This is a genomic window from Streptomyces sp. JLBJ103, from assembly GCF_058215575.1.
The window spans coordinates 2,945,807-2,970,429 of sequence record NZ_CM177089.1 but is presented as its reverse complement, the minus strand read 5'-3'; the positions used below and the strand labels follow the sequence as shown (position 1 = coordinate 2,970,429).

At 71.6% G+C, this 24,623-nt stretch carries 19 protein-coding genes and 1 pseudogene; 14 read left to right on the top strand and 6 right to left on the bottom strand.

Going from position 1 to position 24,623, the window contains the following annotated elements; all coding sequences use genetic code 11:
- Positions 1-46: 46 nt before the first annotated feature.
- Positions 47-1,633, bottom strand: a complete 1,587-nt coding sequence (locus AC4BEG_RS12745; RefSeq protein ID WP_490706006.1) for a recombinase family protein — start codon at positions 1,631-1,633, stop codon at positions 47-49.
- 28 nt (positions 1,634-1,661) lie between these two features.
- On the opposite strand from AC4BEG_RS12745, the pseudogene AC4BEG_RS12740 reads away from it, so the two are divergent.
- A pseudogene (locus AC4BEG_RS12740) lies at positions 1,662-1,805 on the top strand (exodeoxyribonuclease III); the annotation flags it as partial.
- Here AC4BEG_RS12740 and AC4BEG_RS12735 read toward each other — a convergent pair.
- A complete protein-coding gene (locus tag AC4BEG_RS12735; protein WP_490707073.1) occupies positions 1,799-2,593 on the bottom strand; it encodes a MerR family transcriptional regulator in 795 nt (264 codons plus the stop codon). The pseudogene AC4BEG_RS12740 and the gene AC4BEG_RS12735 overlap by 7 nt on opposite strands.
- A gap of 185 nt (positions 2,594-2,778) precedes the next feature.
- On the opposite strand from AC4BEG_RS12735, the gene AC4BEG_RS12730 reads away from it, so the two are divergent.
- The 4 genes from AC4BEG_RS12730 (at position 2,779) to AC4BEG_RS12715 (ending at position 6,554) form a co-directional block, all read left to right on the top strand.
- Positions 2,779-4,305: a flavin-containing monooxygenase gene (locus AC4BEG_RS12730; RefSeq protein ID WP_490706005.1), complete on the top strand. Its 1,527-nt coding sequence runs from the start codon at positions 2,779-2,781 to the stop codon at positions 4,303-4,305.
- Entirely contained in the window at positions 4,302-5,264 is a 963-nt protein-coding gene (locus AC4BEG_RS12725) for an alpha/beta fold hydrolase (RefSeq protein ID WP_490706004.1), read from the top strand. Before AC4BEG_RS12730 ends, AC4BEG_RS12725 begins: the two co-directional genes overlap by 4 nt.
- On the top strand, positions 5,261-6,166 hold the full coding sequence (locus AC4BEG_RS12720) for an SDR family oxidoreductase (protein ID WP_490706003.1): 906 nt from the start codon (positions 5,261-5,263) through the stop codon (positions 6,164-6,166). The genes AC4BEG_RS12725 and AC4BEG_RS12720 overlap by 4 nt, the downstream gene beginning before the upstream one ends.
- Before the next feature lie 121 nt (positions 6,167-6,287).
- Positions 6,288-6,554: a hypothetical protein gene (locus AC4BEG_RS12715; protein ID WP_490706002.1), complete on the top strand. Its 267-nt coding sequence runs from the start codon at positions 6,288-6,290 to the stop codon at positions 6,552-6,554.
- A 102-nt stretch (positions 6,555-6,656) separates the two neighbouring features.
- On the opposite strand, the gene AC4BEG_RS12710 is transcribed toward AC4BEG_RS12715, so the two are convergent.
- Complete coding sequence (locus AC4BEG_RS12710) at positions 6,657-9,977, bottom strand: S41 family peptidase (protein ID WP_490706001.1); 3,321 nt, start codon at positions 9,975-9,977, stop codon at positions 6,657-6,659.
- 132 nt (positions 9,978-10,109) lie between these two features.
- Between AC4BEG_RS12710 and AC4BEG_RS12705 the strand changes: the two genes are divergently transcribed.
- The 6 genes from AC4BEG_RS12705 (at position 10,110) to AC4BEG_RS12680 (ending at position 17,273) form a co-directional block, all read left to right on the top strand.
- The gene (locus AC4BEG_RS12705; RefSeq protein WP_490706000.1) at positions 10,110-10,724 is read left to right on the top strand and encodes a TetR/AcrR family transcriptional regulator; all 615 of its coding nucleotides are present in this window, start codon (positions 10,110-10,112) and stop codon (positions 10,722-10,724) included.
- 134 nt (positions 10,725-10,858) lie between these two features.
- Entirely contained in the window at positions 10,859-13,075 is a 2,217-nt protein-coding gene (locus tag AC4BEG_RS12700) for an MMPL family transporter (protein ID WP_490705999.1), read from the top strand.
- Positions 13,076-13,234: 159 nt separating this feature from the next.
- Positions 13,235-14,371 (top strand): energy-coupling factor ABC transporter permease, encoded by a 1,137-nt coding sequence (locus AC4BEG_RS12695; protein WP_490705998.1) that lies wholly within the window; start codon positions 13,235-13,237, stop codon positions 14,369-14,371.
- A 2-nt stretch (positions 14,372-14,373) separates the two neighbouring features.
- Positions 14,374-15,138, top strand: coding sequence for a cobalt ECF transporter T component CbiQ (gene cbiQ, locus AC4BEG_RS12690; protein WP_490705997.1), 765 nt, complete (start codon positions 14,374-14,376; stop codon positions 15,136-15,138).
- A complete protein-coding gene (locus AC4BEG_RS12685) occupies positions 15,135-15,932 on the top strand; it encodes an energy-coupling factor ABC transporter ATP-binding protein (protein ID WP_201876407.1) in 798 nt (265 codons plus the stop codon). The genes cbiQ and AC4BEG_RS12685 overlap by 4 nt, the downstream gene beginning before the upstream one ends.
- Positions 15,933-16,049: 117 nt before the next feature.
- Positions 16,050-17,273: a serine hydrolase domain-containing protein gene (locus AC4BEG_RS12680; RefSeq protein WP_490705996.1), complete on the top strand. Its 1,224-nt coding sequence runs from the start codon at positions 16,050-16,052 to the stop codon at positions 17,271-17,273.
- A gap of 81 nt (positions 17,274-17,354) precedes the next feature.
- On the opposite strand, the gene AC4BEG_RS12675 is transcribed toward AC4BEG_RS12680, so the two are convergent.
- Positions 17,355-18,266 carry an EamA family transporter gene (locus AC4BEG_RS12675; protein ID WP_490705995.1) on the bottom strand — a complete coding sequence of 304 codons (912 nt, stop codon included), beginning with the start codon at positions 18,264-18,266 and terminating at the stop codon, positions 17,355-17,357.
- Between the two features lie 287 nt (positions 18,267-18,553).
- Between AC4BEG_RS12675 and AC4BEG_RS12670 the strand changes: the two genes are divergently transcribed.
- Entirely contained in the window at positions 18,554-19,492 is a 939-nt protein-coding gene (locus AC4BEG_RS12670) for a TIGR03564 family F420-dependent LLM class oxidoreductase (protein WP_490705994.1), read from the top strand.
- Between the two features lie 62 nt (positions 19,493-19,554).
- A complete protein-coding gene (locus AC4BEG_RS12665; protein WP_490705993.1) occupies positions 19,555-19,950 on the top strand; it encodes a cupin domain-containing protein in 396 nt (131 codons plus the stop codon).
- Positions 19,951-20,045: 95 nt separating this feature from the next.
- On the opposite strand, the gene AC4BEG_RS12660 is transcribed toward AC4BEG_RS12665, so the two are convergent.
- A complete protein-coding gene (locus AC4BEG_RS12660; RefSeq protein ID WP_490705992.1) occupies positions 20,046-21,674 on the bottom strand; it encodes a penicillin-binding transpeptidase domain-containing protein in 1,629 nt (542 codons plus the stop codon).
- 127 nt (positions 21,675-21,801) lie between these two features.
- A complete protein-coding gene (locus tag AC4BEG_RS12655; protein WP_490705991.1) occupies positions 21,802-23,568 on the bottom strand; it encodes a dolichyl-phosphate-mannose--protein mannosyltransferase in 1,767 nt (588 codons plus the stop codon).
- Positions 23,569-23,672: 104 nt separating this feature from the next.
- On the opposite strand from AC4BEG_RS12655, the gene rsmI reads away from it, so the two are divergent.
- The gene (gene rsmI / locus AC4BEG_RS12650) at positions 23,673-24,548 is read left to right on the top strand and encodes a 16S rRNA (cytidine(1402)-2'-O)-methyltransferase (RefSeq protein ID WP_490705990.1); all 876 of its coding nucleotides are present in this window, start codon (positions 23,673-23,675) and stop codon (positions 24,546-24,548) included.
- The last annotated feature ends 75 nt before the right edge of the window (positions 24,549-24,623 follow it).

Genomic DNA, 24,623 nt, shown 5'->3' with positions numbered 1-24,623 from the left:
GTCCGGACCGGCGCCTACTGGATGTTGTCGTGGTGCTGTCTTCAGCTCAGGCGAAGCGGGACGCTCGCTCCTCCTCTTCCACGGCTTCCAGGGCCGCTGCGTACGGGTCCGCGTGCACACCGATCGTGAACGCCAGCCGCGCTGGGTCCGGTCCGTTCAGCCGTTCAGCCCCTCCGCCTGAACGGCCTTTCGCCACGGTCACGCGTGCGCCAGCGTCGAGGAGGAGCTGACGGCGGCCAGCAGCGTCATGCCGGGCCCAGAAGGAGGCGTAGGTCTCGCCTGTCTCCACGACCTCAGTCCGGACCTCCGTCCGGGGCGTTGCTTCCAGAGCCTCCGCGCGCCGCTCCAGGGCATCGACCTCCTCTTGCCAGATCATGCGCCCGGTTCGGGATTTGCGACTTTCCTTGTCCGCGTAGAGGGCCCTCAGCTCCTTCTCCACTTCCCGAAGTTCCGGCGTCGGGTCGTAGCCCTTGTGCGTGATGACCTTGGTCATCTGCATACCGCCGATGCGGGCCAGGAGCTCCTCCTCCACGTACTTCTCCAGCCAGTCAGCGCGGATGCCAGCAGGGGAAGGGCAGCGGTCGCCCCGGGCTGTCGCTCGGCAGTTGTAGTCGCTGCCTCCGGCCCGCTTCGACAGGTACAGGTTCCCGCCACAGCCACGGCACTTCGCGACGCCCAGGAGCACGGCCTGGGTGTCCTTGCGGGTCCGGTTCTTCTGAGGAGTCAGCGTGGAGAGGTGGTCCTGAAGGACGCTGAACTCTTCCCGCGTCAAGACAGGCTCTCCGATCAGGACCGGGTTTCCGTCGCGGTCCCGGACAGGCTTTCCCTGGTGGATGCGGTACCCCATCAGGGCAGAGGACCGGAGGACCTTCGACAAGGTGCCCGCAGTCCAGCGGAAGCGCTCGATCTTGTGGCCTCGCCTGGTCCCGCCTGGCTCACGGCCCGCCTTGATGGCCTGGTAATCCCTGGGTACGGGCACGCCGTCTTCGTTCAGCGCCATGGCTACGGCGGTCAGGGACTGGCCGTCCAGGACGTCCCGGATGATGCCGGACAGAACCTTCACTGCCTCCGGGTCGGGGGCCAGCTTGAAGCCTTCGCCGTCGGGATTCTTGATCTTCTCGTACCCGTATGGGACCAAGCCCCCGGAGTATCGGCCCTGCGTGCGGAGGGCAGCCTGCGCGCCTGTGACGCGCTCCTTGATGGCCAGGGCCTCCATCTGCGCACTGAAGGCCAGCATCATCATGATGAGCTCTGACACAGGCGACACGGTGCGCATGTCCAGTTCGAGCGGGGAGCCGCCGGGACCTTCAGCGAAGACCAAGAGCTTCCCGTGGTCCTTTGCCCAGCGGCCCAGCTCCGCCATGTCGGCCATCGAGCGGACGGCGCGGTCCATGCGCCACCAGATGATCATGTCGAAGTCGTCTGGACGGGCCAGCCAGGCGCCCAGCTCCGGCCGGTTGAAGGGCGTCGTCTTCGTCGCTGAGACGTCCAGGTCCTCAGCTTCACCGACGATGACGGCTCCACGGCGGGCAGCCTCGTTGGAGTTGGCAGCGCGTTGACGGCTTGGTGACGTTGTCTCGTCAGTTCTGACAGACAGCCGGATGGCGCTTAACGCGCGAAGTTGGTTCGTCATGGTCGGGATCGTACTGAACTCTGTTTCGACCGGATGGCGCATCGACTACCAGCTCGCGACGGCCGGGCTGGCCGGACGGGCGCTCAAGGCCGTCGTGGAGCGCGCCGCCGCGTACGACCAGCGGTGGAGCGACCACGCCCCGGTGACCGTCACCTACGGCTCGGCTCACTGACCGGCGGCCTCGACTCCTTCGCCACTGGCTCCTTCGCCAGCGGTCCGTTCGCGCAGCCACGCCTCGACGCCCTCCCGCATCCGCCGGTCCATGGCCATCGACAGCTCCGCGTCCACCACGGCCTTGGCCAGCGGCCGCAGCCGTTCCACCGTCTCGCTGATCCGGGCGGTGTGTCCGGCGTCCGGCCCCGGTCCGTCCGGCCCCGGTTCGTCCGGCCCCGGTTCGTCCGGGGCCTCCGCTATGAGACCGGCCAGCACATGGGTGCACAGCAGCGCGGTGAAGGTGTCGGCGATCGCGTCGACATGGCCGCGCAGTTCGCGTCCGGCGGCGAGTACGGCGGCCAGTGGCACACCGCGCTCCACGAGGGTGTGCGAGGCGTCCAGCAGCCGTCGGCTGATGTGCACGATCTCGTCGCCGTCGACCCGGAGATAGCCGATGTCGAGCGAGGCGCTGAGGTTCTCCGGGGTCACCTCGCCCTCGAAGTAGTCGGCGAGCGCCTCCGGGGTGAGCCGGACCGGGGTCTCCTCGGACCATGACGGCAGCCCGTCCAGGCCCAGCAGTTCACCCACGTCCCGGCGGCCGCTCTCGAAGGCGGTCATCAACTCCGCGATCCCGCCCAGGGTGTGGCCGCGGTCCAGCAGCGCCGCGATCGTCCGCAGCCGGGCCAGATGGTGGTCGTTGTACCAGGCGATACGGCCTTCCCTGCGGGGTGGCGGGATGAGTTTGCGCTCCCGGTAGAAGCGCAGGGTGCGCACGGTGATACCGGCCTTGTCGGCCAGTTCGCCCATCCGGTACTCGGCCACCTCGTCCGCTCCGCTCGTCGCCACAGGGGCAGCCTATGCGCCCGCCGTTGGATGCGACCGTCGGTAACTTGCTTGTCCACAGCCCCTACCGCTCGGTTGTGTCCCTGCCGTACGCTCCCATCGTGCCAGTGATTGCTGGCACGGTTTCGAGCGTTGCGGGAGGCGGCGGCATGGCTGGGCTGACGCGTGAGCACGTACGGGTGGCGGTGATCGGATCCGGGTTCGGCGGGCTGGGGGCGGCCGTCCGGCTGCGCCGCGCGGGCATCACCGACTTCGTGGTCCTGGAGCGGGCGGACGCCGTCGGCGGGACCTGGCGCGACAACAGCTATCCGGGCTGCGCCTGCGATGTCCCCTCCCACCTCTACTCCTTCTCCTTCGCGCCCAATCCCGACTGGCCGCGCAACTTCTCCGGACAGCGGCACATCCGCGCCTATCTGGAGCGCGTCACCGACACCTTCGGGCTGCGCCCGCATCTGCGCTTCGGCGCCGAGGTGCGGTCCCTGCGCTGGGACACCGCCGCGCTGCACTGGGAGGTCGAGACCGTACGCGGCACCCTGACCGCCGATGTGGTGGTCAGCGCCACCGGACCGCTGTCCGATCCGCGGATCCCGGACATTCCCGGTCTCGACGGCTTCCCCGGCGAGGTCTTCCACTCCTCCCGCTGGGACCACGGCTTCGCGCTGCGCGGCAAGCGGATCGCGATGGTGGGCACCGGTGCCTCGGCCATCCAGATCGTCCCCGCCATCCAGGAGGAGGTGGGCCGGCTCACCCTCTTCCAGCGCACCCCGCCCTGGGTGCTGCCCCGTATGGACCGCCGGATCAGCGGTGTCGAGCGCTGGCTGCACGGCAAGGTTCCGGCCACCCGCGCGCTGCGCCGCGGGGTGCTGTGGGGGCTGCGCGAGCTCCAGGTCGGCGCCTTCACCAAGCGGCCGAACGAACTCGGGCTGATCGAGCGGATGGCGGCCGCGCATATGAAGCGGGTGATCAGGGACCCGGGGCTGCGGGCCGTGCTGACCCCCGACTACCGCATCGGCTGCAAGCGCATCCTGCTCTCCAACGACTACTACCCGGCGCTGGCCCAGCCGCATGTGGACGTGGTCCCCGCCGGGCTGAGCGAGGTGCGCGGTCCGACCCTGGTGGCTGCCGACGGCACCGAGACCGATGTCGACGCGATCGTCTTCGGCACCGGCTTCCATGTCACCGACATCCCCATCGCCCACCGGGTGACCGGGGCGAACGGCACCACACTCGCGGAGGAGTGGAAGGGCGGGATGGAGGCGCTGCGCGGCAGCAGCGCGGCCGGATTCCCCAACTTCCTCACCATCATCGGCCCCAACACCGGGCTCGGGAACAGCTCGATGATCCTGATGATCGAGGCCCAGCTGAACTACATGACCGACTATCTGCGGCAGTTGGACGTCCTGGGCGGCAAGGTCGCGCTGGACGCCCGGCCGTCGGCGGTGCGCGACTACAACGACATGATCCAGCGACGGATGGAGCGCACCGTCTGGAACACCGGCTGCGACAGCTGGTATCTGGACAACGGGCGCAACACCACCCTGTGGCCCGGGACCACCGGCGAGTTCAAGAAGGTCACCCGGCGGGTGGACCTGGCCGAGTACAGGGTGCTGCGGCCCGCGGCGGTGCCCGCCAAGGCCACCGTCTCCACCGCCGACGCGGGGCGGGGATCCCGGTGAGCCGGCGGCCCGCCCCCTTCGCCTCCGGCCCGTACGCGCCGCCGGTCCCGGAGCGGGAGCTGACCGTGGTATCGGCCGACGGCAGCCGGCTCCACGCCGAGCTGCACGGCCCCGAGGACGCCCCCGCCGTGGTCCTCGCCCATGGCTGGACCTGTTCCACCGCCTTCTGGGCACCGGTGCTGCGCCGGCTGAGCGCCGATCACCGGGTGGTGGTGTACGACCAGCGCGGCCACGGCCGCAGCCCGGCCCCGGGACCCGGCGGCTACAGCACCGAGGCGCTCGCCGACGACCTGGTGGCCGTGCTGGACCAGGCGCTGCCGCCGGGGCGGCGCGCCGTGGTGGTGGGCCATTCCATGGGCGGAATGGCGGTGATGGCCGCCGCCGGGCGTCCGCAACTGCGCGAGCGCGCCGCCGCGGTGGTGCTGTGCAACACCGGCGCCGCACGGCTGGTGGAGCGGGCGCGGGTGGTGCCGCTGCGCGCCGGGCGGCTGCGCACCCGGGTGCAGCGCGCGGTGCTGGGTTCGCGCGCCCCGCTCGGCCCGGTCAACCCGCTCGGCAAGCGGGTGCTGCGGTACGCGACGATGGGGCGCGGCGCGGATCCCGCCATGGTGGCGGCGTGCGCGCGGATCGTGCACGCCTGTCCCCGTACCGTGCGCGCCGAGTGGGCCCATGTGCTCGCGGAGCTGGATCTCGACGCGCGGATCGCCGGACTCACCATGACCGCGGCCGTGATCGTCGGCACTGCCGACCGGCTCACCCCGCCCGAGCACGCCCATGCCCTGGTGGCCGGGCTGCCGCGGTGCACGGGCCTCACCGAGCTGCCGGGGCTCGGCCATATGACCCCGGTCGAGGATCCGGCGGCGGTCAGCGGTGTGATCCGCGGCCTCGCCGTCGCCCATGGACAGCCGGCCGAACCGGTTGCGGAAGCAGCCCCCGACACGGAGGAGCAGACGACATGAGTGCGCGCAGGAGCCTGGACGGCAAGGTCGCGGTGGTGACGGGCGCGGCACGGGGCGTCGGCGAACTGCTCGCCCGCAAGCTGTCCGCGCGCGGTGCCCGGGTGGCGCTGGTGGGGCTGGAACCGGACGGGCTCAAGCGGGTGTCGGAGCGGCTGATGACCGAGTCCGGCCATTGGTGCGCCGATGTGACCGACTCCGAGGCGATGGCGCGGGTCGCGCGGGAGGTCGTGGAGCGCTTCGGCTCGGTGGACATCGTCTGTGTCAACGCCGGGGTGGGGCAGGCCGGTCCGTTCCTGGACACGGACGAGACTTACTGGCGGCGGGTGATCGAGGTCAATCTGCTGGGCAGTGTCACCACCGCGCGCGCCTTCCTGCCCGCGCTGATCGCCAGCCGTGGCTATCTGCTTCAGATCGCCTCGCTCGCCTCGATCACCCATGCGCCGATGATGACGGCGTACTGCGCGTCCAAGGCGGGGGTCGAGGCGTTCGCCCACAGTCTGCGGGCCGAGGTGGGCCACCGCGGGGTGCGGGTCGGGGTCGGCTATCTCAGCTGGACTGACACCGACATGGTGCGCGGTGCCGACCGGGACGAGGTGATGCGGGAGTTGCGGCAGCGGCTGCCCTGGCCCGCGAACCGCACCTATCCGCTGGGCCCGGCCGTGGACCGGCTGGTGGCCGGGATCGAGCGCCGGTCGGCGCATGTGTACGCGCAGTGGTGGCTGCGCGGAACGCAGTCGGTGCGCGGTTATCTGCCCGCGATCATCGGGGCCGTGGGCGGCTGGGAGATGCGCCGCGCCGAACCGCGGCTCGCGGCCACCCGGGGGGAGCGCGGCGGTCTGCTGGGGGAGGGCGGGGCGGCCGACGAAAGGGCCCGCGCGGCGGGCACCCAGCGTCACCAGTAACGCTGTGTGGTCCGTTCTGACCTGCGCCTTCTCCATGAACACCGATCCGACATGCGGAGCGTGTCGCTGCGTGTAACTCTGGTCGGGCCCGACCCCCTTCACCCGATGAGGAGTGACACTCATGGGCACGAGCGACGAGTTCAACGAGAAGGCTCAGCAGGGCAAGCGCAAGGCTCAGGGCGAGCGGAGCCGCCAGCAGCAGCGCGGTCAGAAGTCCGGTGAGCGGATGGAGGAGCGCGCCCGTCAGGACATGGGCGCCCGCCCCCAGGACCGGCCGCGGAACCGGCCCCAGGACCGTGAGCAGGCGCAGGCCAAGAGCCAGGAGCGCCGTCAGCAGGGCGAGGGCAGGGAGACGCGGGAACAGCAGGAGCCCTTCGAGGAGATGTGACCTCCCGCGGCTGACGCCGGGGCGCCGCCCGGCCGGAGCCGAAGGGCAGCAAGGGGCGTGTCCGACGCGGGACACGCCCCTTGGCCGTGCGGCCGGTGTGTCTCAGTTCCCCTCGCGCGGCGGCAGTTTGGGGCGCCGCAGATCCGGGACGTCCGAGTAGTCGGGCGGGGTGGCCCCCGGATGGCGCTCCAGCAGATCCAGTGCGGTACGGACCGCGATGCCCAGCTGCGGATGGCGTCCCTCGGCCCAGTCCAGCGGGGAGCGGAGCACCTCGATGTCCGGCTCCACACCGTGGTTCTCCACACCCCAGCCGTAGGCGTCGAACCACGCGGCGTTCATCGGCACGGTGATCGCCGTACCGTCGGCGAGGAGATGACGGCCGGTCATCCCGACCACCCCGCCCCAGGTGCGCCGTCCCACCACCGGGCCGATGCCCTGGAGCTTGATCGCCGCGGTGATCATGTCGCCGTCGGAGGAGGTCATCTCGTCGGCGACGGCCACGATCGGGCCGCGCGGCGCGTTGCTGGTGTAGGACACCGGCTGGGCGTTGCGGGTGAGGTCCCAGCCCATCACCGTACGGGTGAGCTTCTCGACCACCAGCTCGCTGATGTTGCCGCCCGCGTTGCCCCGGACGTCCACGATCAGCGCGGGCAGCGACATCTCCCGGCGTACATCCCGGTTGAACTGGGCCCAGCCCGAACCGCCCATGTCGGGGATGTGCAGATAGCCGCACCGCCCGTCGCTCAACTTCCGGACCACCGCGCGGCGTTTGGCCACCCAGTCCTGGTAGCGCAGCGGCCGGTCGTCGATCAGCGGGACGATCGCGACCCGGCGCGGCGGCCCTTCCCCGTCGGCCGATGTGAAAGTGAGCTCCACCGTGGTGCCGCCCGCGGCGGTCAGCAGCGGATACGGTCCGGCGAACGGATCCACCGGGCGTCCGTCGACATGGGTGAGCGTGGCGCCCTCCCGGATGCCCGCCCCCGCCAGCGGTGAGCGCGCCCGGGAGTCGGAGGACTCCCCGGGCAGGATGCGGGAGACGACCCAGGCGCCGTCCTTGGTGCGGGCCAGGTTGGCGCCGAGCAGTCCGATGGGGCGCTGGTAGTGGGCCGGGCCCTCGTTGCGCCGCGCGGGGCTGACATAGGCGTGGGAGGTGCCCAGTTCGCCCATCACCTCGCGCAGCAGATCGGCGAACTCGTCCGGGGAGGCGACCCGTTCGACCAGCGGCCGGTACTGGTCGAGCACCGCGTCCCAGTCGATGCCGCACATCCGGGGCTCCCAGAAGTAGGCCCGGGTGATCCGGCCCGCCTCCTCGTACGCCTGCCGCCACTCGGCCGCCGGATCGACGGTGTGCTGGATCCGGCGCATGTCGATGTGGACGGTGGAGTCGCTGTCGCCGGACTCGGTGGCGGGCACCGCGCGCAGATCGCCCTCGTCGTAGACCACCAGCCGGGAGCCGTCGCCGCTGACCGCGAACCAGTCCAGCTCGTCGGCGAGTTCGGTGCGCTTGGCCTTGGCCAGGTCGAAGTGTTCCAGGGTGGGGCGGGCGGAGGTGTCGGCCGGATTGGCGAACGTCTCGCCGAGCGCACCGGAGATCGGCCAGCGCAGCCACACCAGCCCACCGCCGCTGACCGGGTACAGCGAGGAGTACTTGGAAGCGGGCACGGGGAAGACGGTGACCCGGCTCGGCAGCCCCTCCACCTCGACCGTGACGGTGCCGTCGCCCTCGGCCGTGCCGTCGTCCGGGTCGAGCCCGCCCGCCGCGGGGCGTCCCTCGGGGGACAGCGCGAAGGGGGAGGGGGTGGCGGAGGAGAGCGGTACGAGATAGGGGCGGCAGCCGAGGGGGAAGGAGAGGTCGCCGGTGTGTACGTCGTAGACCGGGTCGAAACCGCGCCAGGAGAGGAACGCCAGATAGCGGCCGTCGCTGGTGAAGACCGGCTCCTCGTCCTCGAACCGGCCGTTGGTCACATCCACCGTGGTCCGGTCCGACAGCCGGGCGATCTTGATCGAGCGCAGGGAACGCCCGATGCCCGGATGGGACCAGGCCAGCCAGGCGGAGTCGGGGGAGAAGGCGAGATCGCCCACCGGACCGTTGAGCGACCGCACCAGCTCGGTGACCTCGCCGTCCCCGTCCGGGGAGGTGTCCACCAGCAGCAGTCGTCCGTCGTGGGAGGCCACCGCGAGCCGGGTCCCGTCCGGGGCGGGTTCCACCTCGTGCACCCGGCCCAGCTTCCCGGCGGCCAGCCGCCGCGGTTCGCCGGTCTCGGTGGCCCGCGGCAGATACCCGATCTGTATCGCGTCCTCGCCCTCGGCGTCCGTCACATAGGCCACCCGTCCCGTGGAGCCCAGGATCGCGGGCAGCCGCACCCGGACCCCGGGGGTGTCGGCGAGGGTGCGGGCGGGGCCGTCGCGGTGGGTCAGCCAGTACAGGCTGCCGCGGACGCACACCGCGCTGGCCCTCCCGGTGGCGTCCACTGACAGCGAGTCGACATGGGAGGCGGCCGCCACCTGGTAGGACCGCCGCCCGGCCCGTGGCCCGCCCAGCCGTACGGCCAGTCTGCGCGGTACGGCGTCCGGGGCGAGGTCGTCCACCAGCCACAGCTCACCGGCGCACTGGTAGACCACGCGGGAGCCGTCGGTCGAGGCGTGCCGGGCGTAGAAGTCCTCGTGGTCGGTGTGGCGGCGCAGATCGGAGCCGTCGGGCAGACAGGAGTAGAGATTGCCGATGCCCTCGTGGTCGGAGAGGAAGGCGATCCGGCCGCCGACGAACATCACCGAGTCCAGATGGCCGCCCAGGTCGGGCACCAGCTGGGTGCCGTGCAGCCACAGCCGCCCCATCGCCCCGCCCCGGTAGCGCTTCCAGGAGGCGGGCTCGTGCGGCGGCTTCCCGGTGAGCAGCAGGGTGCGGTGCTCACCGTCCAGATCGGCCACCGCGATGTCGGACACCGGCCCCCACGGCAGCCGCCCGCCGGGGCCGCCGTCGGTGGACAGGGTGTAGGCCCAGGAGAAGTAGGAGAAGGGCTGGCCGTGGGAGGAGACGGCGAGGATCTGCGAGTGGCCGTCGGCGTCCGGGGGTGTCCAGCCGCAGACCCGGGCGTCCGTGCTGCCCCAGTAGCTCAGCCGCCGGGACGGGCCGCCGTCCACCGGGGCGAGATGGATCTCCGGATCCAGGGTGCGCCAGGTGGTGTAGGCGATCTTCGAGCCGTCGGGGGAGAACCGGGGATGGCCCACTCGGGTGCGGTCCACGGTCAGCCGCCAGGCCCGCCCCGGTGTCTCCCCGGGGGCGGCCAGCGGCGCCACCCACAGATCGTCCTCGGCGGCGAAGCAGAGCAACTCGCCGTGCAGATGCGGATATCGGAGATATGCGGAGTCATGATCGCTGCCAGGGCGGGGTGGTTCGCGGTGTGCGTCGCTCACTCCACCCATGTTTTCGGGCTCGGCGACCGGGAGCAACTCGGTTCTGTGATGGACACCACGAGCGAAACGGCTCGGTTTCGTTAGTGGGGGGCTTATGCTGATGGGGTACGAAACCGTTTCGTTCGGAGGGAGGCGCGCGCCATGCAGGCGACGGACCAGCGGACAGAAGACCGGCCCACCGCCCGGGTGCGCCGCAGTCGTCTCTCCGCCGAGCGAGAGCGTGAGCTCTACGAGGCCGTGGTCGAGATGCTCCAGGAGGTGGGGTACGACGCGCTGACGATGGACGCCGTCGCGGCCCGCACCCACTCCAGCAAGGCCACGCTGTACCGCCAGTGGAAGAGCAAGCCGCAGCTGGTGGCCAGCGCGCTGCGGGGCACCAAGCCCGTACTGCTCGAGGACATCGACACCGGATCGCTGCGCGGCGATCTGTACGAGGTCGTGCGGTGTTCGGGGCCCTCCCGGGAGCGGGACACGGCGCTGATGAGGGGACTTGCCCAGGCCGTCCATGAGAACGAGGACCTCCAAGAGGCCCTGCGCGAGTTGTTGATCTACCCCGAGCTCGAGGCACTCAAGGCACTGCTGGGCCGTGCCGTCGACCGGGGTGAGATCGCCCCGGACGTACCCGCGCTGCGCTTCATCCCGCACATCGTGTGCGGCGCGTATATCGCCCGCCCGTATGTCGAAGCGAAAGAGCCCGATCGCGAGTATCTCGAGGGCTTCATCGATGCCGTGATTCTCCCCGTTCTCGGCGCCTGACCCCCGCACTCCCCAACTCCCCCCACTTTCCCCACCCTCACAACTCCATAGGCCCCAGCCGGCGCGCCGCTCTCGTCGCCGGTCTGGCAACCCCACCTGTTCGCATCATCTATCCGACGGGAGCACCTCTTCTCGTGGCCACGTTCCTCTACAAACTCGGCCGTTTCGCCTTCCGGCGACGCGGTTTTGTCGCCCTGATATGGGTGGCGTTGCTGGTGGTCGCCGGTGCCGGCGCGGCCACCGCCTCTCCGCCCGCCACCGAAAACTTCTCCGTCCCGGGTACGGAGGCGCAGAAGGCGTTCGACCTGCTGGAGCAGCGTTTCCCGGGCAGTAGTGCCGATGGCGCCACCGCGCGCGTGGTCTTCCGTGCTCCCGACGGCGAGAAGATGACGGACCCGGAGAACAAGCAGGCCGTCAAGAAGGCCGTCGCCGAGCTCAAGTCCAGCTCCGACCAGGTCGCTTCGGTCGCCGACCCCTATGCCGCCAAGGGGGTCAGCAAGGACGGCTCCACGGCCTACATCCTGACCAGCTACAAGGTCAACTCCATGGAGCTGGAGGACAAGACGCGGGACGCGCTGGAGAAGGTGGGCGAACACGCCCGTGACTCCGGGATGACTGTGGAGATCGGCGGTGACGCGCTCCAGGAGATGCCCGAGAGCGGCGCCACCGAGGTGATCGGTATCGCGGTCTCCGCCGTGGTCCTCGCCATCACCTTCGGCTCGCTGATCGCGGCGGGAATGCCGCTGCTGACCGCGCTGATCGGCGTCGGTATCGGGATCTCCTCGATCACCGCGCTGGCCTCCACCCTCGGTCTCTCCAGTACCACGTCGACACTGGCGATGATGATCGGCCTCGCGGTCGGTATCGACTACGCGCTCTTCATCGTCTCCCGCTACCGAGCGGAGCTGGCCGAGGGCCGGGACCGGGAGGAAGCCGCCGGACGGGCCGTGGGCACCGCGGGCTCCGCGGTGGTGTTCGCCGGACTCACGGTGGTCATCGCCCTGGTCGGTCTCGCGGTGGTCAACATCCCGATACTGTCCAAGATGGGCTTCGCCGCCGCGGGCACCGTGGTGATCGCCGTCCTCATCGCGATCAGCCTCATCCCGGCGCTGCTCGGCTTCGCGGGCAAGCGGATCATCAGCCGCAAGGCCCGCAAGGCCGCCGAGCAGGGCGCCGACACGGGCGAGAAGAAGGAGAACGCGGGCACCCGCTGGGCCCGGTTCGTCCTGCGCCGTCCGGTCATGGTGCTGGTGGTGGGCGTCCTCGGCCTGGGTGCCGCCGCCGTCCCCGCGGCGAGCCTGGAGCTCGGACTGCCCGACGACGGCTCGCAGCCGACCAGCAGCGCCAAGCGCAAGGCGTACGACATGATCTCCGAGGGCTTCGGCCCCGGGTTCAACGGCCCGCTGATGATCACCGTCGACACCAAGAACAGCGACGACGCCAAGGGCGCCGTCAACGAGGTCCGCAAGACCATCAAGGGCGTCGACGGCGTCGCCGGGGTCACCCCGGCCACCTTCAACAAGGCCGGTGACACCGCCATGCTGTCGGTGGTGGCCAAGTACAAGCCCAGCAGCATCGACACCGAGCACGTGGTCGCCGACATCCGGGACAAGGCGGACTCCATCAAGTCCGACACCGGTGCCGAGATGCTGGTCACCGGGCAGACCGCGATGAACATCGATATCTCGAAGAAGCTCAATGACGCGCTGCTGCCGTATCTGGCGCTGGTGGTGGGCCTGGCCTTCCTGCTGCTGATGGTCGTCTTCCGGTCCGTCCTGGTCCCGCTCAAGGCGGCGCTCGGCTTCCTGCTCTCCGTGGTCGCGGCGCTCGGCGCGGTCGTGGCGGTGTTCCAGTGGGGCTGGGGGGCGAGTCTGTTCAACGTGGAAGAGCCCGGCCCGATCATGAGCATGATGCCGATCTTCATGATCGGTGTGGTGTTCGGTCTCGCGATGGACTACGAGGTCTTCCTCGTGACCCGGATGCGAGAGGCGTTCGTCCACGGCGAGCGTCCCGGCCAGGCCATCGTCACCGGCTTCCGGCACGGTGCCCGGGTGGTCACCGCCGCCGCGGTCATCATGATGAGCGTCTTCGCCGGGTTCATCGGTGGAGACGACTCGATGGTGAAGATGATCGGCTTCGGTCTCGCCATCGCGGTCTTCTTCGACGCGTTCATCGTCCGGATGGCCATCGTCCCGGCGGTGCTGGCCCTGCTCGGCAAGTCCGCGTGGTGGCTGCCGCGCTGGCTGGACAAGGTGCTGCCGAACGTGGACGTGGAGGGTGAGGGACTCCAGAAGGAGCTCGGCACCGGCCCCTCGGCAACGGAGAAGGACGCGGAGCTGACGCGCGTCTGACCTGCGGACGTCCACGGGACGTCAACTGTGCCCTCGGCGGCCTTCCCACCAGCGGAAGGCCGCCGTCGGCGTTTTTTGCGATGACTCCGCTCTTGCGAACCCTTTGCAGGCAGGCGCTACCATCGAGCCGAAACGCGCAGCTCAGGAGCGGAGCCCCGGATGCATGTCCCCGACGGATTCATCAACGCCCCGGTGTCGGCGGCGACCGGTGTGGTCGCGGCCGCCGCCGTCGCGGTCAGTCTCCGCGGTGCCCGCAGGGAGCTGCTGGACACGGCGGGCGGGGCCGGTGAGGGCGGCGGGGAGCGCACCGCCCCGCTGGCCGGACTGGTCGCCGCGTTCATCTTCGCCGTGCAGATGCTCAACTTCCCGGTGGCCGCCGGGACCAGCGGCCATCTGCTGGGCGGGGCGCTGGCGGCGATACTCGTCGGCCCCTACACGGGTGTGCTGTGTGTCTCCGTGGTGCTGCTGATGCAGGGGGTGCTCTTCGCGGACGGCGGACTCACCGCGCTCGGCGTCAACATCACGGACATGGCGGTGGTCACCACCGTCGTGGCGTACGCGATCTTCCGCGGGGTGCTGAAGCTGGCCCCGGGCCGCCGCCGCACGGTCACCGTCGCCTCCTTCGTCGCGGCGCTGGTCTCCGTACCGGCCGCCGCCGCCGCCTTCACCGCGCTCTACGCGCTGGGCGGCACCACCGACATCGCCATCGGCAAGGTCTTCACGGCCATGGTCGGGGTGCATGTGCTGATTGGCATCGGCGAGGCGATGATCACCGCGCTCACCGTCGGCGCGGTGATGGCCGTCCGCCCGGACCTGGTCCACGGCGCCCGCGGACTGACCGCACGCCCCCTGGAGCTGCGCAACACCGGCCCGGTGGCCGCCCCCGGCGCACCCGCCGCCGTGCGGACGGCCGAAGAGCCCGAGGCCGCTCCGGCCCCGGCGGACACCGCCCCCGCCCCGGCCGCCGTCACCCCGCGCCGCTCCGTGCGGCGGGTCTGGCTGGCCGGTCTCGCCGCGGCCCTGCTCTGCGCCGGTGTGGTCAGCTTCTACGCCTCCGCAAGCCCCGACGGGCTGGAGAAGGTCGCCCACGACAAGGGCATCGACGAGAAGACCGAGGACCACGCCACCCAGGACTCCCCGCTCGCCGACTACGGCGTCAAGGACATCACCGACGCCCGGCTCTCCGGCGGACTCGCCGGGGTCATCGGGGTCGGGGCCACGCTCGCCGTGGGCACCGGGGTCTTCGTGGTGGTGCGCAGGCGCCGGGCATCGGCCGAGCCCGCCGAGACGGTCTGACGATGGGTGCCGGCCACGCCCACCAGCTCTACCGGGAGGGCCGCTCTCCCGTGCACGCCCTGCCTCCGCACTGCAAGATCGCGGCGGTGTTCTGCTTCGTCGTGGTGGTCGTCTCCACCCCGCGCGAGGCGGTCTGGGCCTTCGGGGCGTACGCGCTGCTGCTGGCGGGGGTGGCCGCGGTGGCGCGGATCCCGGCGGGCTTTCTGCTGCGGCGGCTGCTCATCGAGATCCCGTTCGTGGCCTTCGCCCTGCTGATGCCGTTCGTCGCGGAGGGCGAGCGGGTCCAGGTGCTGGGTCTTTCGCTCAGCCAGTCCGGGCTGTGGAGCGCCTGGAACATCCTGGCCAAGGGCACCCTCGGCGTCGCGGCCTCGGTGCTGCTGGCGTCCACCACCGAGCTGCGCTCCCTGCTGCTCGGGCTCCAACGGCTGCGGATGCCCCCGCTGATGGTGCAGATCGCCTCGTTCATGATCCGCTACGGGGACGTGATCACCGACGAGATGCGCCGGATGCGGATCGCCCGCCGCTCGCGCGGTTTCGAGGCGCGGGGCGTCCAGCACTGGGGGGTGCTCGCGAAGTCGGCCGGGGCGCTGTTCATCCGCTCCTACGAGCGGGGTGAGCGGGTCCATCTGGCGATGGTCAGCCGCGGCTATACGGGCACCATGCCAGTGATCGACGATGTGACGGCGTCCCGGACCCAGTGGACGTACGCCGCCGCCCTCCCGCTGACCGCGCTGGCGGTCTGCCTGACCGGATGGATGCTCATATGACCGTCGCCGAGACGCCCCGGACACCGGCCACGGAGCCGGATGTGCCGCCCTCGCTCCAGGTGTCCGGCCTCGCCTACGCCTACCCCGACGGCCATCAGGCCCTCTTCGGTGTCGATCTGACCGTCGCCCGTGGTGAGCGGGTGGCCCTGCTCGGGCCCAACGGGGCGGGCAAGACCACCCTCGTACTGCATCTCAACGGCATCCTCGACGCGGGCGCCGGAACGGTGACGGTCGCCGGACTGCCGGTGGCCAAGCGGAATCTGCCCGAGATCCGCCGCCGGGTGGGCATCGTCTTCCAGGACCCCGACGACCAGTTGTTCATGCCGACCGTCCGCGAGGACGTGGCCTTCGGCCCAGCCGCGGCCGGACTGCGCGGCGCGGAGCTGGAGGAGCGGGTGCGCACCGCGCTGGAGCGGGTCGGCATGGCGGACTTCGCCGACCGGCCGCCGCACCATCTCTCCTTCGGGCAGCGGCGGCGGGTGGCCGTCGCGACGGTGCTCGCGATGGAGCCGGAGATCCTGGTCCTGGACGAGCCGTCGTCCAACCTCGACCCGGCCTCGCGCCGCGAACTGGCCGACATCCTGCGCTCGCTGGACGTCACGGTGCTGATGGTCACCCACGATCTGCCGTACGCGCTGGAGCTGTGCCCGCGCTCCGTGGTGCTCTCCGGCGGGGTGATCACGGCCGATGGCTCCACCCAGGAGCTGCTGTGCGACGAGGAACTGATGCGCGCCCACCGGCTGGAGCTGCCGTTCGGCTTCGACCCGAGGTCGGTGACGGTCCCGCCGCGGTGAGGGAACCGTGCGCGGAGGGGCCCGGTCCGGGTCGTCGCCGGGGCCCGTTGCACCATAAGGGGTCACAGCGGTAGACCCGGAGTACGCAGTCGGGTCGGCAGGGCAGGAGTCGGATCAGTGGTGGACGTCCAGGGCACGGTGGCCGACGGTTTCGAACCGGTCCGGGACGCTTTCGCGGAGAACTTCGCCCGGCGCGGTGAGCGCGGCGCGGCCGTTGTCCTCTACCGGGAGGGCGAGAAGGTCGTCGACCTGTGGGGTGGTGCCAAACACGCGGACGATGCGGACGACGCGGCCGACGAGACCGGTGAGCCGTGGGCGTGGGACACCGCGCAGGTCGTCCGGTCCGTCACCAAGGGCGTCGCCGCCGCGGTGCCGCTGCTGCTCCACCAGCGCGGCCAGCTCGACCTGGACGGCCGAGTGGGCACCTACTGGCCGGAGTTCAAGGCGAACGGCAAGGAGCGGGTGCTGGTACGGCATCTGCTGGGCCACCGGACCGGGGTGCCGGTGCTCGACACCCCGCTGACTCCGTACGAGGCACTGGACGGCATATCCGGGCCGCGGGCCGTCGCCGCCCAGCGGCCCGTGTGGGAGCCCGGCACGGACCACGGCTACCACGCACAGACCTACAGCTGGCTGATGAGCGAGCTGGTGCGGAGGGTGACCGGGCGGACCATCGGACGCTGGATCGCCGAGGAGATCAGCCGCCCGCTCGGCCTCGACCTGTGGCTCGGGCTGCCCGAGGAGCGGCGCGGACGCGTCGGCCGGATCGCGTCGGTGGAGGCGCCCGCGGGCCCCGCCACCCCGGGGCTGCGGCTGCGGCCCAAGCGGTCGGTCACCGAGGCGTACCAGGACCCGGAGTCGCTGACCCGGCGGGCGTTCGCCGCGATCACCCCGCTGCCGGACGAGAACGACCCGGCGTATCTCGCCGCCGAGTTGCCCGCCTCGGGCGGGGTGGCCACCGCCGACGCGCTGGCCCGCTTCTACGCGGCGCTGATCGGCCCGCTGCCCTCGGCCCGTACCGCCCGCGCGGGCGGACGGCTCTTCGCCCCGGCGACCCTGACCCTGGCCCGTACCGAGGAGTCCGCGGGGCCGGACCGGGTGCTGGTGGTGGGCACCCGGTTCGGGCTCGGCTACATGCTGCACGGACCGGCGTCCCCGCTGCTGGGGCCCGGTTCCTTCGGCCACCCGGGCCGCGGCGGCTCCCTGGCCTTCGCCGACCCCGAGGCCCGGATCGGCTTCGGCTACGTCACCAACGGGATGCAGCGCGGGGTCACCGCGGACCCGCGTGCGCAGGCGCTGGTGCGCGCGGTGCGGGCGGCCCTGGCCGCCCAGGGCGCGTAGCGCGCGGCCCGGAGGGCGGGCGCGGGGTACGGCGTGAACTACCTCTGGTCGCACGGGGACCGAGTCGAGGCGTCGGAGGCGTCAACCGGCGTGCAGCATCAGGCCGATACCCGCCACCATCAGACCGGCCGCCGCGATCCTCGGGGCGCCGAACCGTTCCTTGAAGAAGAGCGCGCCGATCGCCGCGCCCACGATGATCGACGACTCGCGCAGCGCCGCGATCGGGGCGAGCGGCGCCCGTGTCTGCGCCCACAGCACCAGGCCGTACGCGAAGACCGACAGCACCCCGCCGAGCAGCCCGCGCAGCGCGACCGGGCGCAGCTGACCGATGAGCGCACGGCGGCGTACGGCAAGGGCGTACACCGGGATCGCGAAGCCCTCCAGGATCATCAGCCAGGCGATATAGCCCATCGAGCTGCCGGAGGCGCGCACCCCGAGGCCGTCCACGACGGTGTACGTGGCGATGGACAGCCCGGTGGCGACGGCCGCGGTGAGCGCCAGCCAGGGCCGTCCACCGTTCGCCGCGCCCTTCTCGCCGCCCTCGCCGTTGTCACCGTCGGCACCGGAGGGCTGACGGCGGCCGCCCCGGATCCCCCACAGCGCCACGCCCAGCAGCCCCGCGGAGGCCAGCGCGATGCCCGCCGCCTGCCAGCCGTCCGGCGTCTCACCGACGAAGACCGCGGCCAGCACGGTCACCACCAGCGGGGCGGTGCCGCGGGCGATGGGATACATCTGGCCGAAGTCGCCGAGGTGGAACGAGCGCATCAGCAGCAGGTAGTAGATGACGTGCACCACCGCGGAGGCCAGCAGATACGGCCAGGCGGCGGCGTCCGGCACCGGGGTGAAGGCGGCCAACGCCAGCCCGCACACCGCCCCGCCGCCGCCCACCAGGGTGAAGGCGAGCAGCTGGTCCCTGATGCCGTGGGCGATGGCGTTCCAACTGGCGTGGGTGATGGCCGCGATCAGCACCGCGGCCGCGACGAGCGGGGTCACGCGGTGCGCTCGCGCACACCCGCGTCCGTGCGCCGGACGGTCACCTCCGCCGCCGGGCCGAATGCGCGCGGGGCGTCGGCGAACCGTCCATGAGCTGCGGTATCCGGAAGGGTCATGGCCCGACGCTATCGGGGCGCGGATGAGCCACGCGAGGGCATTTCCCCGGTACCGGAATGACGTTCGGGCCCGCCCTGTTGCCGATGTCAGGAGCCCGGGGGCGGGTTGTCCCCCTCCCCGCGCACCACAACGTCATGAACGTCACAACGCCTTGAAGAGGAGACGCGCGGATGTCTGTGGGTATCGCTCTGCCCGCCGGTGACGACCACACCGGCAATCTGGTGACCGAGCTGATCGACCAGATTCAGGAGGCCGCCGCGGCCGGGATCGGCACGGTGTGGTTCGCACAACGCCAGGACGTCGACGCGCTGACGCTGGCCGCGCTCGCCGGTCAGGCCGTACCCGGGATCCGGACCGGCACCAGCGTGGTGCCGATCTACCCCCGGCATCCGATCACCCTCGCCGCGCAGGCGCGCACCGCCCAGGCGGCCTCCGCCGGGCGGTTCCAGCTCGGTCTGGGACTGTCCAGCAAGACCTTCGTGGAGGAGAGCTTCGGAGTCCGCTTCGACCGGCCCATCCGGCATCTGCGCGAATACCTCACGGTGCTCGGCGGTCTGCTGCGCGAGGGCGCGGCCGACTTCGAGGGTGAGACGCTGCGCGCCCGTACCGTCTTCGGCCCGGCCACGGTGGCGGGCGCCGGGGTGCCCCCGGTGCTGGTCGCCGCGATGGGCCCGCAGGCGCTGCGCGCCACCGGCGAACTGGCCGACGGCACCGTGCCGTTCCTCGCCGCGCCGAAGGCGCTGGCCGAGTACGTGGTGCCCACGATCGGCGCCGCCGCGCGGGCGGCCGGGCGGCCCGCGCCGCGGGTGGCCGCCATGGTGCCCGCGCTGGTCACCGCGGACCCCGAGGGCGTACGGCGGCGGGCCCGCGAACAGTTCGCGTTCTACGAGGGGATCCCGTCCTACCGCGAGGTCCTGGACCGCGCGGGCATCGAACGGGCCGGGGACCTCATGGCGATCGGCGACGAGGAGACCGTGGCCGCGGAGCTCCGCCGCTACACCGAGGCGGGCGCCACCGAACTGATCGTCTCCCAGACCGGTGTGGGCACCGACGAGGAGCGGCGGCGCACCTGGCGGCTGCTGGGCGAACTGTCGGCCGCGAGCAGCTGAGATCAGCCGGGGGCGCACCGGCGTTCAAGACGGCGCCCGGACCGCCCGCCGAGGATCGGGGCATGGACATCGCACCCGTCAACCTCACCGAGGCGCTGGCCTCCTTCGACGACGTCTACAGCCCGCGCATCGTGGCCCGGATGAACGACTACGACATCCGGATCGCCCACACCCGGGGCGAGCACGTCTGGCACGCCCACGACGACACGGACGAGTTCTTCCTGGTCCTCGACGGCCGGTTCGACATCGCCCTGAGGAACGCCGACGGCACCGAGACCACCGTCGTCCTGCGCCGTGGCGACACCTTCGTCGTCCCCCGGGGCACCGAGCACAAGCCGTCCTCGCCCGGAGCCTCGATCCTCATGGTCGAGCCCTCCGGGACGCGGACGACCGGGGACCGCCACGAGGGCGAGGTCCCGGCCCATGTGGACAGCACCACGGGCCACGCGCTCTCCTGACCGGCCAGGCGGTCGCGCCCTCGTAGGCGTCAAAAGAGCCGGGCGGGCACGGAGTTCCCGTGCCCGCCCGGCTCAGCCGTCTGCCGGTCCCGTCGTCAGCCCGCCCGCAGCAGCGAGGCCACGATCGGGCCCGCGGTGTCACCGCCGTGGCCACCGCCGGGGACCACACCGGCCGCGGCCAGGTCGCCGCGGTACGCGGTGAACCAGCCGTTGGGCTTCTTCTGGCCGTCGACCTCCGCCGAGCCGGTCTTGGCGCCGAAGTCACCGCTCATCCCGGACATCGCCTCGGCGGCGGTGCCGGAGGTGGCGGTCAGATGCATCAGCTTGCGCAGCTGATCCTGGGTGCTCGACTTCATGGTGCGGGTAGCCTTGGCCAGGCTCCGGTCGTCCACCGACGGTGAGACCAGATACGGCTGGCGGAAGACACCGGTGGAGGCGGTGGCCGAGACCGACGCCATGTTGAGCGGGTTCATCCGCACCCCGCCCTGGCCGATCAGCGAGGCGGCCTTGGAGGCCCCGGACTGCACCGGCACCGCGCCGTCGAAGGAGGGCGCGCCCGTCTGCCAGTTGAGGCCGATACCGAAGACGTCCCGGGCCTCCTTGGTGAGGTCGTCGTCCTTCAGCTTCGGGGCCTGGCTGATGAAGGCGGTGTTGCAGGAGCGGGCGAAGCTCTGCTCGAAAGTGCCGTGCTTGATCTCGAACTTGTCGTCGTTCTGGAACTTCCAGCCGCCGTAGGAGAAGTACTTGGGGCACGGGTGCTGCTTGCCGTACCCGGCCAGGCCCTTGTCGAGGAGGGTGGCCGAGGTGATGACCTTCATCGTGGACCCGGGCGCGTAGGAGCCCTGGAGGGCCGCGTTGAAGCCGTCCGCGGGGGAGTTGGCCACCGCGAGGATCTCCCCGGTGCTGGGCTTGACGGCGACCACCGACGCCTTGGAGCGCTTGCTCACCGCCTGCTCGGCGGTGCGCTGGAGCGTGGGGTCGATGGTGGTGCGCAGGGTGCCGGGGGTGCCCTTGGACAGCACCTTCAGCGTCTCGTCGGGGGACTTGGAGCCCTTGGCACGCGCGATCCAGGTCTCCACGCCCGCCGTGCCGCCCGCCTTCTTGCCGTAGCGCTCGCGCAGCCCTTCCAGCACGGTCTTCAGCGTCGGGTGGCCGGCGGCGGTCAGCTCCCCGCCGTCGCGGTCCACGGCCTTGATCGGCGGGGCCTCGGACTCACCCGTCTTCAGGGTGTCGCCGGTGTGCAGCTTGGGATGGACCACCGACGGCTTCCAGTCGACGACGGCCTTGCCCGAGTGGGTGTCGCGCGTCACCGTCAGCGAGGATTCATACGTCCAGGGGACCTGGCGGCCGCTGTAGGAGATCTGCGCGCTCACCGAGAACGGCACGGTCCGGCCGCTCGGCTGCCCCGGCTTCAGCGCCACCTTGCCGATATGCGCCTTCGTCCGGTATCCGGTGAGTGCTGTGGTGGCCGTCTTGGTGTCGTCGGTGAGCGCCGCGGCCTTCGCCGCCGACCCGGACGACCAGGCCGCCAGGAACTCCTTGGCGGTGGTCCGCACCTCGGCCGCGCTGGGCGGCCCGGTCTTCGCGCTCTTCAGGGACGACTTGTCGTCGCCCCCGGCGTTCGCGCCGTCCGACGCGTCGTCCTGGCCTCCGCCGCAACCGGCCGTACCGATCATGGCGGCGAACAGCGCACCGGCAATCGCGGCTCTCGCGCCACTCCGCATTACAGAACCCCCACAGTCCTCGAATCCCCCCACCAGATCCGATGGGGGCCGCGGTGCAGGGCACTCTACCGGCATCCTCCGGACCGCCCGGCGCCACCGCCGGACGGCCCGGCACCCGGCCCCGGGCTCAGATCCAGGTGTCCAGCCACATCCGGGCCTGCCAGGCGTCGACCGGCATCATCTGCCCGGTGTAGAGCGGGTAGAAGTAGATGAAGTTCCAGATGATGAGCAGGACCAGCGCTCCGGAGCCGACGGCGCCCACCACCCGCCGGGTCTCCGAGGCCCCCGGCGGCCCCAGCAGCGCGCCGATCATCATCGCCACCGCCAGACACAGGAACGGCACGAAGATCACGGCGTAGAACGAGAAGATCGTGCGGTCCTGGTAGAGGAACCACGGCAGATAGCCCGCGGCCACCCCGCACAGGATCGCGCCCGCCCGCCAGTCGCGCCGCAGCGCCCAGCGGAAGAGCAGGTACAGCAGCGCGAAGCAGGCGGCCCACCACAGCAGCGGGGTGCCGAGGGCCAGCACCTCGCGGGCGCACTTCTCGGTGGTGTCGGCGGGACAGCCCGACTCGCCGGGTTTGGGTGACTCCCAGAAGTAGGAGACCGGGCGGGACTGGACCAGCCAGCTCCAGGGGTTGGACTGGTAGATGTGCGGCGAGTGCAGGTCCACATGGAACTGGTAGACCTCGGTCTCGTAGTGCCACAGGCTGCGCAGCGGGTTGAGCAGCCAGGAGAACGGCCCGCTGGTGCTGTAGCCGCCGTCGGTCTCGGCCCAGTGCCGGAAGTAACCGCTCTCCCGCCACCCGGTGCGCTTGCTGTACGAGCCGGTGGCCGCGAACCAGCCGGACCAGGACGCGATGTAGGTGACCACCGCCACAGGCACCAGCGACAGGAAGGCCCATCCCAGATCGCGCCGGAGCACCGCCCGGTAGGGGCTGTCGGCGCCCGCGAGACGGCGTGCGCCCACATCCCACAGGACGGTCATCAGACCGAAGGCCGCCAGGACGTAGAGCCCGTTCCACTTGGTGCCGATGGCCAGGCCCAGCAGCACCCCGGCCGCGATCCGCCAGGGCCGCGGGCCCAGCTTCAGACTCCGGGCGACCGCCGGATCCGGCCGCGCGGTGCCGTCCTCGCCGACCGGCAGCGCCGCGGCGAGCCGGGTCCGCGCATGGTCCCGGTCGATCAGCAGACAGCCGAAGGCGGCCAGCACGAAGAACATCAGCACCAGGTCGAGCAGTGCGGTGCGGCTCATCACGAAGTGCAGCCCGTCCACCGCGAGCAGCGCGCCCGCAAGGCAGCCGAGGAACGTCGAGCGGAACAGCCGCCGCCCGATCCGGCACAGCATCAGCACCGACAGCGTGCCGAGCAGCGCGACCATGAACCGCCAGCCGTACGGATCCAGCCCGAAGATCTGCTCGCCGATGCCGATGACCCACTTGCCGACCGGCGGATGGACCACATAGGCGGCGGCGTCACTGAGCGGGATGTGCTGCGGTGAGCCGAGGATCTGGTCGTTGGCGTTCTTCGGCCAGGTGCCCTCGTAGCCGAACTCCCAGATCGACCAGGCGTCCTTGGCGTAGTACGTCTCGTCGAATATGACGTTGTCCGGGCTGCCCAGCCGCCAGAAGCGGACCAGCCCGGCGCACAGCGCGACGAGCAGCGGTCCGGCCCACCCCGTCCAGCGGGCGATTCCGGCCGCCGCGGTGGGGGTCGCGCCGAGCGTCTCCCACAGCCGGGTGCCCGGCTGTGGATACGGCGGGACCAGCCGCTCGCGTACGTCGGACCGGGGTCGGCCGGCGTAGCCGAAGCGGCGCAGCCGGCGCTGCCAGGCCGGCGGATGCTGGCCGGCGGCTTGGCCCGGCTGGGCGTGGGTCGCGGTGTCACTGCTCACCGGGCCATCGTAGGGAAGCGGCCGGTGGCTGTGGTGCCCTGTCGCGGCGGGCCGGGCAATCGTCCCCGTCACGGCGGTGCGGCGCGGCTGCGAGGATGGTGGGCGTGACTGGAACGCTGGTACTGGCAGGGACCCCCATCGGCGACACCGCGGACGCGCCGCCGCGGCTGGCTGCCGAGCTCGCCGCCGCCGATGTGGTGGCCGCCGAGGACACCCGGCGGCTGCGCCGCCTCACCCAGGCCCTGGACGTCCAGCCGGGCGGCCGGGTGGTGTCCTACTTCGAGGGCAATGAGTCGGCCCGAACCCCCGAGCTGGTCGAGGCGCTGGCGGGCGGCGCCCGGGTGCTGCTGGTCACCGACGCCGGGATGCCCTCGGTCTCCGACCCCGGCTACCGGCTGGTCGCCGCCGCCGTGGAGCGCGGCATCACGGTCACCGCGGTGCCCGGCCCGTCCGCGGTGCTGACCGCGCTCGCGGTCTCCGGGCTGCCGGTGGACCGCTTCTGCTTCGAGGGCTTCCTGCCGCGCAAGGCGGGGGAGCGGCTGGGACGGCTGCGGGAGGTCGCGGCCGAGCGCCGCACGCTGGTGTACTTCGAGGCCCCGCACCGGCTGGACGACACCTTGGCGGCCATGGCCGAGGTGTTCGGCGCGGACCGGCGCGCCGCGGTCTGCCGGGAGCTGACCAAGACCTACGAGGAGGTCCGGCGCGGCCCGCTCAAGGAGCTGGCCGCCTGGGCCGCCGAGGGCGTACGGGGTGAGATCACCGTGGTGGTCGAGGGAGCCGCCGAACCCGGGCCGGAGGACGCCGACCCCGCGGAGCTGGCCCGCCGGGTCGCGGTGCGCGAGGAGGCGGGGGAGCGCCGCAAGGAGGCCATTGCCGCGGTCGCCCAGGCGGCGGGTGTGCCCAAGCGCCAGGTCTTCGACGCCGTCGTGGCGGCGAAGAACGCGACCGGAAACACGCCACGCACAGGTAAAGGGGAGTAGCGGAAAGCAAAGGCCGGGTTAGCGGCCGGACCGTTTGGTAAAGCCCCTCGCCAAAACTGCCTCAAGGTCGGGGAA

Bases quoted from the DNA above. Each gene is read 5' to 3' on its own strand.
- AC4BEG_RS12745 (WP_490706006.1), bottom strand. From the start codon at position 1,633: ATGACGAACCAACTTCGCGCGTTAAGCGCCATCCGGCTGTCTGTCAGA.
- AC4BEG_RS12735 (WP_490707073.1), bottom strand. From the start codon at position 2,593: ATGGGCGAACTGGCCGACAAGGCCGGTATCACCGTGCGCACCCTGCGC.
- AC4BEG_RS12730 (WP_490706005.1), top strand. From the start codon at position 2,779: ATGGCTGGGCTGACGCGTGAGCACGTACGGGTGGCGGTGATCGGATCC.
- AC4BEG_RS12720 (WP_490706003.1), top strand. From the start codon at position 5,261: ATGAGTGCGCGCAGGAGCCTGGACGGCAAGGTCGCGGTGGTGACGGGC.
- AC4BEG_RS12715 (WP_490706002.1), top strand. From the start codon at position 6,288: ATGGGCACGAGCGACGAGTTCAACGAGAAGGCTCAGCAGGGCAAGCGC.
- AC4BEG_RS12710 (WP_490706001.1), bottom strand. From the start codon at position 9,977: ATGGGTGGAGTGAGCGACGCACACCGCGAACCACCCCGCCCTGGCAGC.
- AC4BEG_RS12705 (WP_490706000.1), top strand. From the start codon at position 10,110: ATGCAGGCGACGGACCAGCGGACAGAAGACCGGCCCACCGCCCGGGTG.
- AC4BEG_RS12695 (WP_490705998.1), top strand. From the start codon at position 13,235: ATGCATGTCCCCGACGGATTCATCAACGCCCCGGTGTCGGCGGCGACC.
- cbiQ (WP_490705997.1), top strand. From the start codon at position 14,374: ATGGGTGCCGGCCACGCCCACCAGCTCTACCGGGAGGGCCGCTCTCCC.
- AC4BEG_RS12685 (WP_201876407.1), top strand. From the start codon at position 15,135: ATGACCGTCGCCGAGACGCCCCGGACACCGGCCACGGAGCCGGATGTG.
- AC4BEG_RS12670 (WP_490705994.1), top strand. From the start codon at position 18,554: ATGTCTGTGGGTATCGCTCTGCCCGCCGGTGACGACCACACCGGCAAT.
- AC4BEG_RS12665 (WP_490705993.1), top strand. From the start codon at position 19,555: ATGGACATCGCACCCGTCAACCTCACCGAGGCGCTGGCCTCCTTCGAC.
- AC4BEG_RS12660 (WP_490705992.1), bottom strand. From the start codon at position 21,674: ATGCGGAGTGGCGCGAGAGCCGCGATTGCCGGTGCGCTGTTCGCCGCC.